Genomic DNA, 13,879 nt, shown 5'->3' on the forward strand with positions numbered 1-13,879 from the left:
AACGATGCACGAGAGGAGGAAGGCATGAACGCTCGCCCTGGCCTGCGCATGAGCGCGCTGGCACTGCTGCTGGCGCTGGGCTGGATGCCCGAGGCCGGCGCGGTGTCGTTCGACTGCAGCAATGCATCCACGGCGGTGGAGCGGCTGTTGTGCACGGACAAGCGGTTGGACGCCACGGAGGAATGGCTGGCCCTGCGCTATGCGGCGCTGCGCGACGTGGTCCCGGCGGCGCAGCGGCCTGGCGTGCGCAATGCGCAGCGCGACTGGCTGGCGCAGCGTCAGAGCTGCCTGGCCGAGACCGATCCCGGTGCCTGCCTGAAACAGCGAATGGAGGCGCGGGTGCGCGCGTTGGACGCCGAATTCGCGCCGCAGGCGGCGCGCTTCGACCGCATCGTCGCCAGCATTCCCACCGCGCCGGCCGCGGCGGCGGCGCAGCTGCGCGCCTACGATGGCGGTCTGGCCTCGGCCTGGCTGGTGTACCTGCATCGCTTCGTGCCGGCGGCCGGGGTGCAGGCGGCCGAAGCGCGTGCCCGGTTTGCGTCCGCAAGCACCGCGCTGAGGCAGCAGGACGGGGTGTCCGCCGGGTTGCTCGACACGTCCGAGCCGACCAGCCGACAGGCCGGGGAAGCGCGCGACCTGACGTTGTTGCGGCTGTGGATCGAACGCAGCGGCTATACGCCGGATGCGGCCACGCAGCCGAATCCGCGTCCCTACGTGCATTGTTTTGTGTTCGCCGCGCAGGGCGAGGCGGCCTACGACGCCATGGGCCCGCTGTACGGTTCCAGCCGCGATCTTTCCGCACCGATCTGCCGGCCGTTGCCCGGCCTGTTCGATCAACCCGCATGGACGCGATTGCAGCAGGCGTTCGGCAGCCTGGTGGATCGCGTGTCCGACGACGCCGGCACGATGCGCTACGCGGATTTCGCCGCATGGCGGGTGCTGTCGTTGCAGGCCACGGTATCGCCGCTGTTGTTGCTGAAGCGGCCCAAGGGCGCGGAGCCGCCCGGCGATCCGGCCGCCGCCATCGCCGCGTGGCACGACGCGAGCCTGTGGCCGCAGGCCGATCGCAAGGCGGCATTGGCGGCCCTGCAGCCGGCGCGGACTGCCACGGCGCAATGGATGATCGCGCACAAGGCGATGCCGGCGTCGCAGGCCGACCGCGTCGCGGCCGCGCTGGTCGCCGATTGGGTCGGCGCGCGCATCGCCTTTGCCGAGGGCCCGCAGGGGTGATGGTGGCGGGCGCGGCGCTACCGGGGCGCTGGCGCCTCGCGCAAGGCGTGCATCGAGACTGAACGCCGGCCGTCCCGCGCTGGAACCGGTGCGCATCGCGGCGGTCACACCTCCATTGTCCGATGGAGATGTGCCTCCCATGCAGCCGCGTCACTCGTTCTGGCCGTGGATCCTGGTCGCCGTGCTGGTGGCCGCCGCCGCGGCCTGGTTGTTCCGCGACAACATCGCCGCGCTGTGGCCCGCCGCTGCGCCCGCACCTGCCGCGGTCGCGCCGCCACCCCCCGCGGCCGCGCCGACAACGCCTGACGCGCCTGCCGCGGCGGCAACGCCCCCGCCGATCCAGCACCCCATCGATGCCGCGGAAGCCGCCGACGCGGCGATTCCGGCCCTGGCCGCCAGCGACGATGCCGCCTGGGCGGCACTGCGCACGCTGGCAGGCGGCGACGCACCGCTGGCGCTGCTGCTGCGCGACCACCTGATCCAGCGCCTGGTGACCATGGTCGACAACCTGACCCAGCGCCGCGTCACGGCCCGCTCCCTGGCGCTCAAGCAGGTGCCGGGCGAGTTGCAGGTGAGCACCGATGCCAACGGCACCAGCGTCATCGCCGACGCCAACGCACAGCGCTATGCGCTCTACGTGGAGGCGTTCACCCGCGCCGATCCGGGCACAGCGGTGGCGGCCTATCGGCGCTTCTATCCGCTGTTCCAGCAGGCCTATGTGGAGTTGGGCTATCCGCAGGGCTACTTCAACGATCGCCTGGTGCAGGTGATCGACCACCTGCTGCAGACCCCGACGCCGACCGCGCCGCTGGCGGTGGAGGTCGATCCGGTGCGCGGCAAGTACCGTTTCGTCGATCCGGCGCTGGAGTCGCTGTCGATCGGGCAGAAGGCGCTGCTGCGCATGGGTCCGACCCAGGCCGCCGCGGTCAAGGCGCAATTGCGTGCGGTGCGCGAGGCCCTGACGCGGACCTGAGCGATAGAGTGAGCCACGAGGCGCGTGCCTCGTAGTGCGGCCGCGTCTTCGGGCTCGGTCCCGCGTTTGCGCGCCGGCATACGCTGCAGCGATTTTTGGTTTTTCGTAGATACCGTCTTACCCCCTAGCAGGCAAGGCCCCTTTTCGGATCGAACGCCGTGCCCGATTTGAGAACGCCGTAGGCCAGGTGCAGGAGCTTGCGCATGGCGGCGCACACGATCTGCTTGCCGGCTTTGCCGCGTTCGCTCAGCCGCTGTTTCAGCGCCCGGATGATCGGGTTGTGGGTCATGGCCACCAGGGCCGGCATGAACAGGCCCGCGCGCAGGCGGGACGAGCCGGTACGCGAGATGCAGACGTGGCCTTTGCGCTCGCCCGACTCCTGCAGGCACGGATTCAGGCCCGCGAAGGCGGTCACCGCCGAGGCATCGGCGAAGCGCCTCACATCGCCAAGCTCGGCCAGCATCAAGGCCGCGCTGGTGTCGGCAATGCCCTGGATGCTCACCAGCAGCTCGCGCTGCCCACGCAAGGTCGGATCCTGGTCGATATGGTCATCGATGGCCTGCTCGATCTGGGCGATGTGGTGTTGCAGATCGGCCAGATGGACCTGGATCGAGTCCTTCACCTGGGCCGGAGCGACGTCCAGCCGGTTGCGCTCCATCTGCAGCATCTGTTGCAGATCCTGGCGCCGGCGCACCAGCGCTTTAAGCTGCTTGAGCGCCGGCGGATCAGGGGACCAACGGCGTAACTGCTCGCGGTGACGCAGGGCATAGCTGGCGATCAGCTTGGCATCGCTGCGATCGGTCTTGACCCGGCTGAGTTGGCTGCGTGCGTACGCGGCCGTCTGTGCCGGGTTGAGCACGCACACCCGATAGCCTCGTGCGTGGAGGAACTCGGCCAGCGCCTGGTGGTAGGTGCCGGTGGCCTCCATGGCGATCCAGCTATCGGACTGGGCATGCGTCTGCAGCCATGCCTGCAGGGCCTGGAAGCCCTTGGCATCGTTGGACAACTTGGCCTTGGTACGGTGCTTGCCATTGGTCAGCTCGATGGCCACATCGAAACTGCGTTTGGCGACGTCGATGCCGATGACGGGAGACATGCGCGATTCCTCCATCGTGTCAGGGTCATGATCGGCGCTGGGCCCAGTCCTGCCTTGTCGATGCGAGTTCACGCCCGGGGGGGCGGACTCTGGATACCGTTCGGACACCCAAGGGCCAGCATGTGGAGGGCGGAGCCGATCTACGATGCAAGCTCGAAGCTTTAGGAGCGACTGGACCTCCCACACCTCCTCCGATGATCAGTCGGAAGACATGACGCCTGTTTAGGGGCGACATGTCCAGATACAAGGAGCGGCTTTAGCCGCGACAGGCGTCACCGATAATGCCTGTCGCGGCTAAAGCCGCTCCTACAGCCGCGATGCTTCTATTGCGTCATCCCGTCGGTGCTGCGGTTTGACGGCTGCTTTCCGACGGCCGCCGCGCGCCGATGACAACGCTGCAATCCTACTCAGCCATCCAACTCCGGGTAATGCCGGAAGATGCCGTTCTCGTTGAACGGCAGGCGCCGCGGCGAGGCCAGGTAGGCGGCGATGCCCGGGCGCTCGCAGACGCGCTGCTGCAGCGCGCGCAGCCGCGGGAGCTTCGGCGAGAGTTTTTTCATCGCCTGCGGGAACGCGTAGTCCAGCCCGCTCATCAGCTGGAACAGCGACAGGTCCACGTAGGAATGCTCGCGCAGCGCGTGGCGCCCGCCACCCTGGTCCAGCACCTGCTCGAAATAGCCGAGGAACTTCGGCAGCCGCTGCTTGCGCAGGTCCTCGGCGCGGCGCCGCGCTTCGGCTTGCTGGTCTTGGTAGTACAGCGCGCTGGCGATGGGATGGTGGCTGTCGTGGACCTCGGTCACCAGGTCGGCGATGGTCAACTGCAGTTGCAGGGCCTGCAGTCGCCGCGATTCGCTGTCCGGCACCAGGCCCAGCGGCGGGCCGAGGTAGTGCAGGATGTTGGCGACCTGGGCGATCACCAGCCGGCCGGCCTTGAGAAACGGCGGCGCGAACGGGCGTGCGCCGGCATGGGCGCCGTCGAGGAAGGGCTGCAGCGCCGCGTCGCCCTGCTCGCGGGCCACGTCGCGATAGCCGGCGCCGGCATCCTCCAGCGCCAGCCGCACGAACTCGCCGCGGCCCTGCATGCCGGTCCAGTAGTAGAGCTCGTAGTGCATGGCGGGGCCTGTGCGTGGGGACGGGAGCGCCGAGGGTAGCCGCCGTTGCGGTAGCGGCGTGTGACTGGCGGGTGCCAAAGTGCGGCGAACGGCACACCGGGTCGCGTTGCTCCTGCGTAGCGTATACAGACGTCGCGGACGGCCTTGAAACACGGGCGGACAGCCGCATTTTGCTGGCATGCCGGCACGGCCGGCCCTTTCATTCAGAGGACTTCCCGATGCGGATGGACAAGCTCACCTCGCGCTTCCAGCAGGCCCTGGCCGACGCGCAGTCGCTGGCCGTGGGCCGCGACCACACCATCATCGAGCCGGTGCACGTGTTCGTCGCGCTGCTCGACCAGGCCGGCGGCAGCACGCGGCCGTTGCTGGCGCAGGCCGGCGTCAACGTGCCGGTGCTGCGCGAGCGGCTCGGCGAGGCGCTGGAGAAGCTGCCCAAGGTCAGCGGCCAGCCCGGCAACCTGTCGATGGGCAACGACCTCAGCCGCCTGCTCAACCAGACCGACAAGCTGGCCCAGCAGCACAACGACCAATTCATCGCCAGCGAGTGGTTCGTGCTGGCCGCCGCCGACGACAGCGGTGCGCTGGGCCTGGCGCTGCGCGCGGCCGGTGCCGACAAGAAGAAGCTCGAGGCTGCCATCGACAAGCTGCGCGGCGGCGAGACCGTGCAGTCGGAGAACGCCGAGGAACAGCGCCAGGCGCTGGAGAAGTACACCATCGACCTCACCGCGCGCGCCGAGAGCGGCAAGCTCGATCCGGTGATCGGCCGCGACGAGGAAATCCGCCGCACCGTGCAGGTGCTGCAGCGGCGCACCAAGAACAACCCGGTGCTGATCGGCGAGCCCGGCGTCGGCAAGACCGCCATCGTCGAGGGCCTGGCCCAGCGCATCGTCAACGGCGAAGTGCCCGAAGGCCTGCGCGGCAAGCGCGTGCTGTCGCTGGACATGGGCGCGCTGATCGCCGGCGCCAAGTTCCGCGGCGAGTTCGAGGAGCGGCTCAAGGGCGTGCTCAACGATCTGTCCAAGAACGAGGGCCAGATCATCCTGTTCATCGACGAACTGCACACCATGGTCGGTGCCGGCAAGGCCGACGGCGCCATGGACGCGGGCAACATGCTCAAGCCGGCGCTGGCGCGCGGCGAGTTGCACTGCATCGGCGCCACCACCTTGGACGAGTACCGCAAGTACATCGAGAAGGACGCGGCGCTGGAGCGGCGCTTCCAGAAGGTGTTCGTCGGCGAGCCGAGCGTGGAGGACACCATCGCCATCCTGCGCGGGCTCAAGGAGCGCTACGCGGTGCACCACGGGGTGGAGATCACCGATCCGGCGATCGTCGCCGCGGCCACCCTGTCCAACCGCTACATCACCGACCGCCAGTTGCCGGACAAGGCAATAGACCTGATGGACGAGGCGGCCAGCCGCATCCGCATGGAGATCGACTCCAAGCCGGAGGAACTGGACCGCCTGGAGCGGCGCCTGATCCAGCTCAAGATCCAGCGCGAGATGCTGAAGAAGGAGAAGGACGAGGCTTCGCGGCAGCGCCTGGCCGACCTGGAGAGCGACATCGACAAGCTCGAGCGCGAGTTCTCCGATCTGGACGAGGTGTGGAAGTCGGAGAAGGCGGCGCTACAGGGCGCGACCAAGATCAAGGAGCAGATCGAGCAGGCGCGCGTGGAGCTGGAAGCGGCGCAGCGGCGCCAGGACTACGCCAAGATGAGCGAGATCCAGTACGGCCTGCTGCCGAACCTGGAGAAGCAGCTGGCCGCGGCCAACGAGGCCGAACAGCACGACTTCAAGCTGGTGCAGGACCGCGTCACCGCCGAGGAGATCGCCGAGGTGGTGTCGCGCTGGACCGGTATCCCGGTCAACAAGATGCTCGAGGGCGAGCGCGACAAGCTGCTGCGCATGGAGGACGAACTGCACCAGCGCGTGGTCGGCCAGGAAGAGGCGATCAAGGTGGTGTCCGACGCGGTGCGCCGCTCGCGCGCCGGCCTGTCCGATCCGAACCGGCCCAGTGGCTCGTTCCTGTTCCTGGGCCCCACCGGCGTCGGCAAGACCGAGCTGTGCAAGGCGTTGGCCGAGTTCCTGTTCGACAGCAGCGACGCGATGATCCGCATCGACATGAGCGAGTTCATGGAGAAGCACTCTGTGGCGCGGCTGATCGGTGCGCCTCCGGGCTATGTCGGCTATGAGGAAGGCGGCTACCTGACCGAGGCGGTGCGGCGCCGGCCGTATTCGCTGATCCTGCTCGACGAGGTCGAGAAGGCGCACAGCGACGTGTTCAACATCCTGCTGCAGGTGCTCGACGACGGTCGCCTCACCGATGGCCAGGGCCGCACCGTGGACTTCCGCAACACGGTCATCGTGATGACCTCCAACCTCGGTTCGCACCAGATCCAGGAGCTGAGCGGCGACGGCAGCGCCGAGGCCTACACGCAGATGAAGGCGGCGGTGATGGGCGTGGTGCAGGCGCACTTCCGCCCGGAGTTCATCAACCGCCTGGACGACATCGTGGTGTTCCATCCGCTGGACAAGGCGCAGATCAAGTCGATCGCGCGCATCCAGCTGCACGGCCTGGAAAAGCGCCTGGCCGAGCGCGGGCTGAAGATCGAACTGAGCGACCGCGCGCTGGAGCTGCTGGGCAACGTCGGCTTCGACCCGGTGTACGGTGCGCGCCCGCTGAAGCGCGCGATCCAGGCGCAACTGGAGAACCCGCTGGCGCAGCAGATCCTGTCCGGCCAGTTCCTCAGCGGCGACACCATCAAGGTCGAGGCCGAGGGCGGCAAGCTGGTGTTCGAGAAGGCCTGATGGGGCCCGTCGCGCAGGCGCGTTCCGCTGTGTCGGCGGCGCGCGCCCTGCTGGTGGACATGGACGGCGTGCTGCGGCTGTGGCCCGACGACGATGCGGCGCTGGAGCGCGCGCACGGCGTGCCGCCGGGCAGCCTGCGCGCGGTGGCGTTCGCGCCGGCGCTGCTGGAGCCGGCGATTCGCGGTGCGACGCGCGATGCGCAATGGCGGGCCGCGGTGGCCGCGCGCCTCGCTGCGCTCGCGCCCGAGGCCGATGTCGCGGCCTTGGTCGCCGCTTGGTCCGCGCCGACGGCGGCGCGGCTCAACCCGCCAGTGCTGGCGCTGCTGCGGCAGGTGCGCCAGCGCATGCCCGTGGTGCTGCTGAGCAACGCCACCTCGCGCCTGTCGCACGATCTGCAGGCGCTCGGCATCGCCGACGCGTTCGATGCGGTGGTGAATTCCAGCGAGGTCGGTGCGATCAAACCCGAGCCGGCGATCTTCCTGCATGCACTGGCACAACTCGGGATGGCCGCGGACGAGGTGTTGTTCGTCGATGACACGGCGGTCCATGTCGAGGCCGCACGTGCCCTGGGCCTGCGCGCCGAGCGCTATGTGGATGCAGAAGCCTTGCGTGCCTGGCTGCTCGTCCATGGCGCGCTCGGCGACGACTGAGCTTGCATGCCGGGACTGGATCGGCGCGCCAGGGTCGGCGTTCCCGCCTGCGGCAGTGCGTGCGCCTACTTCTCCAGGGACAGCGTGATGCCTGCTACGCAGGCCGCCTCGGGGTGTGCGCGTTGCGCGGCGAACGTACCTTGCAGGGTGGCCCCCACGGCAAGCTTGTCGCGCTGGAAACTGGCGCCGACGCCAAAGTCGGTATCGGCGTATTGCGGTGGTGGCGGCTCGACAGCGAAGTACTCTTTCGAGAATCCGGCGGCGGCCAGCCTGTCGGCCAGTTGCCCTAGCCGCAGCGGGCAGGCGTCGCCCATGTCGCGATAGCGGTAGCCGAGCCCGCTGCCCGCAGCCACGGGCGCATCTTCCTTGGAACTGATGGAAAGCGAGAGCGAGGCCCGGTCGGGCAAGTACTTCGCTTCGACCTCTTGCGTGAACGCCATGCCGGCGGCGTCGACGAAAGCAGCGAAGACGTTGCCGACCGGTGGCCGCGGCGAGGGATTCCACGGTTCGGCATACGGCGGCGGCAGCATGCCGGGGAAAAAATCCAGGTCGAACCGATCGCAGAGATGGCGCAAGGTCAACGCCGCCTCGTCGCCAGCGATCACCGCGTCGAGCACGCCGAGGTAGCGTTGCATCATGACGTGCGCGGGCACGCTGGAATCCTGTTCGGGATCGGCCAGATAGCGCTGGTGCTGCGCCTCGCAAGTGTAGGGCTGGCTCCACTGTTCCATCGCATAGGACGGCGGCGGCGCGGCCCGCGCGAACGCTGGCAGGGCGAAGAGCAGCAGCGGAATCGAGCGGATGGCGGCGCGTTGCATCGGGTGAGCATCCCGGCGGGCTGGCCGGCCCATCATACCGGGTGCTCGCGCGCCGTCCGCGCCGGGTGGGCTGACAACCCGGCGTCATGGCCTCATAACCGCGGGTTTGCATTCGCTGCCACGCAGGGCGCTATCGTCTCGGCTCCTCTTGCCGAGACCCGCCCATGCCCGACCCGAACTGGAAGCTGGAAACCATCGCCGTGCACGGTGGCTACCGTCCCGATCCGACCACCCGCGCGGTGGCCGTGCCGATCTACCAGACCGTGGCCTATGCCTTCGACGACACCCAGCATGGCGCCGACCTGTTCGATTTGAAGGTGCAAGGCAACATCTACAGCCGCATCATGAACCCCACCACCGACGTCCTGGAACAGCGCATCGCCGCGCTGGAGGGCGGCATCGGCGCGCTGGCGGTGGCGTCCGGGCAGGCGGCGGTGACCTATGCCATCCAGACCATCGCCGAGGCCGGCGACAACATCGTGTCCTCCAGCGCGCTGTACGGCGGCACCTACAACCTGTTCGCGCACACCTTGCCGCTGTCCGGGATCCGGACCCGCTTCGCCGACTATCGCGATCCGGGCGCCTTCGCCGGACTGATCGACGAGCGCACCAAGGCGATCTTCGTCGAGTCGATCGGCAACCCGCGCGGCAATGTCACCGACCTGGAAGCGGTGGCCGCCATCGCCCACGCCCACGGCGTGCCGCTGATCGTCGACAACACCGTGCCCACGCCATACCTGCTGCGGCCGTTCGACTTCGGTGCCGACATCGTGGTGCATTCGCTGACCAAGTACCTGGGCGGCCACGGCACCAGTCTGGGCGGGGCGATCGTCGATTCCGGGCGCTTTCCGTGGGCGACGCATGCGCAGCGCTTCCGCCGCCTCAACGAGCCGGACGTGAGCTACCACGGCGTGGTCTACACCGAGGCGCTGGGCGAGGCGGCCTACATCGGCCGCGCGCGGGTGGTGCCGCTGCGCAACACCGGTGCGGCGCTGTCGCCGTTCAACGCGTTCCAGATCCTGCAGGGCATCGAGACGCTGCCGTTGCGCATGGACCGGATCAACCAGAATACGCTGGCGCTGGCGCGTCACCTGCAGGGCGAGGCCAAGGTGGAGTGGGTCAACTACGCCGGCCTGCCGGACCATCCCGAGCATGCGCTGGCGCAGAAGTACCTGCGCGGCCACGGCTCCGGCGTGCTGACGTTCGGCCTGCGCGGCGGCCGCGCCGCCGGCGCATGCTTCCTCGATGCGCTGCAACTGTTCACCCGCCTGGTCAACATCGGCGACGCCAAGTCGCTGGCCACGCATCCGGCGTCCACCACCCATCGCCAGCTCTCGCCCGAGGAATTGCAGCGCAGCGGCGTCAGCGAGGACACGGTGCGGCTGTCGGTGGGCATCGAGCACATCGACGACCTGCTCGCCGACCTGCGGCAGGCGCTGGCGCAGGCCTGAGCCACGCCGCGCGCTGCATGCGTGCTCAGCGGAAGAACTGGCTCGGCGGCTGCCCGAACTGGCGCTTGAACATGGCGGTGAACGCGCTGGGGCTGTCGTAGCCCAGCTCCACCGCCACGTCGATGATGCGGTCGCCGGCGGCCAGCCGTTCGAGCCCGCGCAGCAGGCGCAGTTGCTGGCGCCACTGGCCGAAGCGCATCTGCAGTTCGCGCTGGCACAGGCGCTGGATGGTCTTGACGTCCACGCCCAGCTGCGCGGCCCAGGCGTGCAGCGTGGTGGGAGCGGCCGGGTCGGCGTCGAGCGCGGCGGCGATGCGCAGCAGGCGCGGATCGCGCGGCTGCGGCAGGTACAGCGGCAGCGCCGGCAGCGCATGCAGTTCGTCCAGGATCAGCCGCATCAGCCGCCCGTCGCGCGAGTCGGCGGCGTGGTCCCAGGGGATCTCCGCGGCGCTGCGGATCAGCGCTTCCAGCAGCGGCTCCACCGCCATCACCGTCGGCGTGTCTGGCATGCCGGCGATGGCGGCGGGACGGATGTACAGGCTGCGCATGCGCAGGACGCCGATCCAGCGCACGCTGTGCTCGGTGCCGGCGGGGATCCACAGCGCGCGCGTGCTCGGCACCACCCAGTGGCCCTGGCCCGAGCGCACCACCATCAGGCCGGACACCGCGTAGATCAACTGGTGGCGCGCATGCCGGTGCGGGGCGATGGCGCTGTCCGGTGTGTAGTCGATGGCCTTGCACACCACGTCGGCGGGCGCGTCGTCCGCATTGCGGCCGGACCCCGGCACCATGATGTCCTTTTTGCGATGGTTGCTGGGCATGTCGCGCGAGAAGGTCGGGGCAGGGCAGCCTACCATGCACGCACTCCCGGCAATGCCTGTCCCGCCATGTCCACGTTGCGTCCTGCCGCGCCCGTCGTTTCCTCCCCCGCCGCTCCCGCCGCCCCGCGCAAGGTCGCGTCCGGCGTCCTGGCCGCGATCACCTCCTCGCACCTGATCAACGACATGATGCAGTCGCTGATCCTGGCGCTGTACCCGGTGCTCAAGGGCCAGTTCCAGCTCAGCTTCGCCCAGGTCGGGCTGATCACTCTCACGTACCAGATCACTGCTTCGCTGTTCCAGCCGCTGATCGGGCTGCGCACCGATCGCCGACCGGCGCCGTATTCGCTGCCGATGGGCATGAGTTCCACCATGTGCGGGCTGTTGCTGCTGGCCTATGCGCCGAGCTTCGGCATGGTGCTGCTGGCGGCGGCCTTGGTCGGGATCGGCTCGGCGATCTTCCATCCCGAATCCTCGCGCATCGCGCGGCTGGCCTCGGGTGGCCGCCACGGCCTGGCCCAGTCGGTGTTCCAGGTCGGCGGCAATACCGGCACCGCGCTGGGGCCGCTGATCGCCGCGGCGGTGATCGTGCCCAACGGCCGCCACAGCGTGGCCTGGTTCGGCGGCGCGGCACTGCTCGGCATCGCCTTGCTGTCCTACGTCGGGCGCTGGTACGCGCTGCATCTGCAGGCCGCGCGCGCGACGCCGCGGCCGGCCGCCGCGGTGCCGGCGCTGCCGCGCGCCACGGTGGTGCGGATCGTCGGCATCCTGCTGCTGCTGATCTTCTCCAAGTATTTCTACATCGCCGGGCTGAGCAGCTACTACACCTTCTACCTGATCCAGCGCTTCGGCGTCTCGGTGCAGAGCGCGCAATTGCACCTGTTCGCGTTCCTGCTGGCGTCGGCGCTGGGCACGCTGATCGGCGGCCCGGTCGGCGACCGCATCGGCCGCAAGCCGGTGATCTGGGTGTCGATCCTGGGCGTGGCGCCGTTCGCGCTGGCGCTGCCGCACGTGGGCCTGCATGCGGCCACCGCGTTGACCGTGCTGATCGGCTTCGTGTTGTCCTCGGCGTTCTCGGCGATCCTGGTGTACGCGCAGGAAATGATGCCCGGGCGCATCGGCACCATCTCCGGGCTGTTCTTCGGCTTCGCCTTCGGCATGGGCGGGCTGGGCGCGGCGGTGCTGGGCCTGCTCGCGGACCACCGCGGCATCGTCTTCGTGTACCAGGTGATGTCGTTCCTGCCGCTGCTGGGCATCGTTGCGGCGTTTCTGCCGAGCCGGCGGCCGGCGCACTAGCGCGACCGCGCTTGGCCGGCATCGACCGGCACGGACAGCTTGGCGAAAGCCTGCGGCCGCATGCTGTCGCGCCGGCCGTCGCGCCCCCATCGCTGTCTTCGCATGCCTGTCATCGCCCTGGTCTCGTCCGTTGCCCACGCCTGGTCCACGCTGGTCGACCTGGTCGCCAGCCACGCGGTGGCGCCGCTGCTGGCGGCGCTGCACCTGACCGGACTCAGCGACGATCCGCACGACATCGCCGCCTCGCTGCTGGTGGCGGCCCTGCAGTTGTCCATCATCGGCGTGCTGTTCCGGCCGCTGGAGAGCCTGTGGCCGGCCGAACGTTGGGAACACCGGCGGCTGGCGCGGATCGACTTCCACTACACCTGGCTGATGTTGATCGGGGTGTTCCCGCTGTTCTCGTTCCTGATCCTGACCCCGGTGGTCAACGCACTGGGCGGCGCCGACCCCAACGCCGCGGCGGCGCCGGAGACCGGCCTGCGCCATGCCTGGCCGTGGCTGGACCAGCATCCGCTGGCGCTGTTCGCGCTGTACTACCTGGCCTACGACTTCACCTACTACTGGATGCACCGGGTGCAGCACTGGATGCCGTGGTGGTGGGCCATGCACAGCATGCACCACAGCCAGCGCCAGCTCAGCTGCTGGGCCAACGACCGCAGCAACTACCTGGACGGCATGCTGCAATCGTTCGTGCTGGCCGCGGTGGGCATCGCCTTCGGCATCGAGGCCGACGAGTTCGCCTGGCTGATGCTGCTCGGCGAACTGGTGCAGAACCTGTCGCACGCCAACGTGCGCTTCGGCTTCGGCCCGGTGCTCGACAAGCTCCTGGTCGATCCCCCGTTCCATCGCCTGCACCACATGCGCGTGGATCCGGAGCGGCCCGGCCTGCACAACTGCAACTTCGGCCAGGTGTTCGCGTTCTGGGACGTGCTGTTCGGCACGGCGCTGTACGGCGAGCCGGTGCGGCCGACCGGGGTGGGCGATCCGATGGTGGACCGCGACAACGAGCTGGGCCTGGTCGCGCTGCAGTGGGAAGGGCTCAAGCGCTTCTGGGGCGCGGTGTGGCGCCGCTCCGGCTGGACACCGGGCGAGGTGGCGTTCGGTGAGGACTATGCGCCGATTCCGGTGGATCACGCGGGGATGCCGGTGGGCGGTGGGGATTCGGGAGTGGGGATGACCAGCCGTTCGGCTGTGGAAAGCCGGGATTCGTAGGAGCGGTGGCGGTTGGCGATGCGGCTGTTGCCTGCTTCGCTGGCTGTCGTACCCTCACCCCACCCCCTCTCCCGGGGGGAGAGGGGCTTACTGCGCTCACTGCTTCTTCAGACAACCGCTCATGAAGGTCTTGCGGGCGTCGCCCTGCAGCTTCTGCGTGGCCGCCTGCGCATTGCAGTCCTTCATCCGCTGCTGGGAGGCGTTGCCCGCCGCCGGGGCGGTGCCGCCGCTGAGGCAGGCCTTTTGCGCGCTCTTGTACTCATCGCCTTTCTTGCCCTTGTTCTGGGCCGAGCACTTGGCCATCAGGGTCTGTTGTGCGGTCTGCGGCTTGGTCGCAGCAGTGGCCAGCAGTGGGGCGGCGGTGAAGCTCAGCAGCAGACAGGTGGCGGCGAAGCGGGCGGAACGGGTCATGGCGGCAGC

Annotated in this window: 12 protein-coding genes; 7 read left to right on the forward strand and 5 right to left on the reverse strand. The window is 69.1% G+C overall.

Going from position 1 to position 13,879, the window contains the following annotated elements; translation table 11 throughout:
- The first annotated feature begins 24 nt into the window (after window positions 1-24).
- Window positions 25-1,230 carry a lysozyme inhibitor LprI family protein gene (locus AC1PMG_RS05720; RefSeq protein WP_481110957.1) on the forward strand — a complete coding sequence of 402 codons (1,206 nt, stop codon included), beginning with the start codon at window positions 25-27 and terminating at the stop codon, window positions 1,228-1,230.
- Between the two features lie 139 nt (window positions 1,231-1,369).
- The gene (locus AC1PMG_RS05725) at window positions 1,370-2,203 is read left to right on the forward strand and encodes a DUF3014 domain-containing protein (RefSeq protein ID WP_481110958.1); all 834 of its coding nucleotides are present in this window, start codon (window positions 1,370-1,372) and stop codon (window positions 2,201-2,203) included.
- A 124-nt stretch (window positions 2,204-2,327) separates the two neighbouring features.
- Here AC1PMG_RS05725 and AC1PMG_RS05730 read toward each other — a convergent pair whose 3' ends face one another.
- Together AC1PMG_RS05730 and AC1PMG_RS05735 are read right to left on the reverse strand one after the other, a co-directional pair.
- Window positions 2,328-3,299 (reverse strand): IS110 family RNA-guided transposase, encoded by a 972-nt coding sequence (locus AC1PMG_RS05730; protein ID WP_481109034.1) that lies wholly within the window; start codon window positions 3,297-3,299, stop codon window positions 2,328-2,330.
- Window positions 3,300-3,706: 407 nt separating this feature from the next.
- Window positions 3,707-4,411, reverse strand: a complete 705-nt coding sequence (locus AC1PMG_RS05735) for a glutathione S-transferase (protein WP_481110959.1) — start codon at window positions 4,409-4,411, stop codon at window positions 3,707-3,709.
- 218 nt (window positions 4,412-4,629) lie between these two features.
- Here AC1PMG_RS05735 and clpB point away from each other — a divergent pair, with 218 nt between their 5' ends.
- Both clpB and AC1PMG_RS05745 read left to right on the forward strand, forming a co-directional pair.
- Complete coding sequence (gene clpB, locus AC1PMG_RS05740; RefSeq protein WP_481110960.1) at window positions 4,630-7,215, forward strand: ATP-dependent chaperone ClpB; 2,586 nt, start codon at window positions 4,630-4,632, stop codon at window positions 7,213-7,215.
- The gene (locus AC1PMG_RS05745; RefSeq protein WP_295964641.1) at window positions 7,215-7,865 is read left to right on the forward strand and encodes an HAD-IA family hydrolase; all 651 of its coding nucleotides are present in this window, start codon (window positions 7,215-7,217) and stop codon (window positions 7,863-7,865) included. Before clpB ends, AC1PMG_RS05745 begins: the two co-directional genes overlap by 1 nt.
- 65 nt (window positions 7,866-7,930) lie before the next feature.
- Here the strand turns inward: AC1PMG_RS05745 and AC1PMG_RS05750 are convergent, their stop codons facing one another.
- A complete protein-coding gene (locus AC1PMG_RS05750; protein WP_043091771.1) occupies window positions 7,931-8,683 on the reverse strand; it encodes a hypothetical protein in 753 nt (250 codons plus the stop codon).
- Window positions 8,684-8,847: 164 nt separating this feature from the next.
- Between AC1PMG_RS05750 and AC1PMG_RS05755 the strand changes: the two genes are divergently transcribed.
- Window positions 8,848-10,134 (forward strand): O-acetylhomoserine aminocarboxypropyltransferase/cysteine synthase family protein, encoded by a 1,287-nt coding sequence (locus AC1PMG_RS05755; RefSeq protein ID WP_481110961.1) that lies wholly within the window; start codon window positions 8,848-8,850, stop codon window positions 10,132-10,134.
- A gap of 25 nt (window positions 10,135-10,159) precedes the next feature.
- On the opposite strand, the gene AC1PMG_RS05760 is transcribed toward AC1PMG_RS05755, so the two are convergent.
- A complete protein-coding gene (locus AC1PMG_RS05760) occupies window positions 10,160-10,990 on the reverse strand; it encodes an AraC family transcriptional regulator (protein ID WP_481110962.1) in 831 nt (276 codons plus the stop codon).
- A gap of 30 nt (window positions 10,991-11,020) precedes the next feature.
- Here AC1PMG_RS05760 and AC1PMG_RS05765 point away from each other — a divergent pair, with 30 nt between their 5' ends.
- A complete protein-coding gene (locus AC1PMG_RS05765) occupies window positions 11,021-12,247 on the forward strand; it encodes an MFS transporter (protein WP_481110963.1) in 1,227 nt (408 codons plus the stop codon).
- Window positions 12,248-12,349: 102 nt separating this feature from the next.
- Entirely contained in the window at window positions 12,350-13,459 is a 1,110-nt protein-coding gene (locus AC1PMG_RS05770) for a sterol desaturase family protein (protein WP_481110964.1), read from the forward strand.
- Window positions 13,460-13,555: 96 nt separating this feature from the next.
- On the opposite strand, the gene AC1PMG_RS05775 is transcribed toward AC1PMG_RS05770, so the two are convergent.
- Window positions 13,556-13,870: a PsiF family protein gene (locus tag AC1PMG_RS05775; protein WP_017910801.1), complete on the reverse strand. Its 315-nt coding sequence runs from the start codon at window positions 13,868-13,870 to the stop codon at window positions 13,556-13,558.
- Window positions 13,871-13,879: the final 9 nt, after the last annotated feature.

The organism is Xanthomonas sp. NCPPB 2250, assembly GCF_056725265.1.

Bases quoted from the DNA above. Each gene is read 5' to 3' on its own strand.
- AC1PMG_RS05760 (WP_481110962.1), bottom strand. From the start codon at position 10,990: ATGGTAGGCTGCCCTGCCCCGACCTTCTCGCGCGACATGCCCAGCAAC.
- AC1PMG_RS05770 (WP_481110964.1), top strand. From the start codon at position 12,350: ATGCCTGTCATCGCCCTGGTCTCGTCCGTTGCCCACGCCTGGTCCACG.
- AC1PMG_RS05720 (WP_481110957.1), top strand. From the start codon at position 25: ATGAACGCTCGCCCTGGCCTGCGCATGAGCGCGCTGGCACTGCTGCTG.
- AC1PMG_RS05750 (WP_043091771.1), bottom strand. From the start codon at position 8,683: ATGCAACGCGCCGCCATCCGCTCGATTCCGCTGCTGCTCTTCGCCCTG.
- AC1PMG_RS05775 (WP_017910801.1), bottom strand. From the start codon at position 13,870: ATGACCCGTTCCGCCCGCTTCGCCGCCACCTGTCTGCTGCTGAGCTTC.
- AC1PMG_RS05730 (WP_481109034.1), bottom strand. From the start codon at position 3,299: ATGTCTCCCGTCATCGGCATCGACGTCGCCAAACGCAGTTTCGATGTG.
- AC1PMG_RS05725 (WP_481110958.1), top strand. From the start codon at position 1,370: ATGCAGCCGCGTCACTCGTTCTGGCCGTGGATCCTGGTCGCCGTGCTG.
- AC1PMG_RS05755 (WP_481110961.1), top strand. From the start codon at position 8,848: ATGCCCGACCCGAACTGGAAGCTGGAAACCATCGCCGTGCACGGTGGC.
- AC1PMG_RS05765 (WP_481110963.1), top strand. From the start codon at position 11,021: ATGTCCACGTTGCGTCCTGCCGCGCCCGTCGTTTCCTCCCCCGCCGCT.
- clpB (WP_481110960.1), top strand. From the start codon at position 4,630: ATGCGGATGGACAAGCTCACCTCGCGCTTCCAGCAGGCCCTGGCCGAC.
- AC1PMG_RS05735 (WP_481110959.1), bottom strand. From the start codon at position 4,411: ATGCACTACGAGCTCTACTACTGGACCGGCATGCAGGGCCGCGGCGAG.
- AC1PMG_RS05745 (WP_295964641.1), top strand. From the start codon at position 7,215: ATGGGGCCCGTCGCGCAGGCGCGTTCCGCTGTGTCGGCGGCGCGCGCC.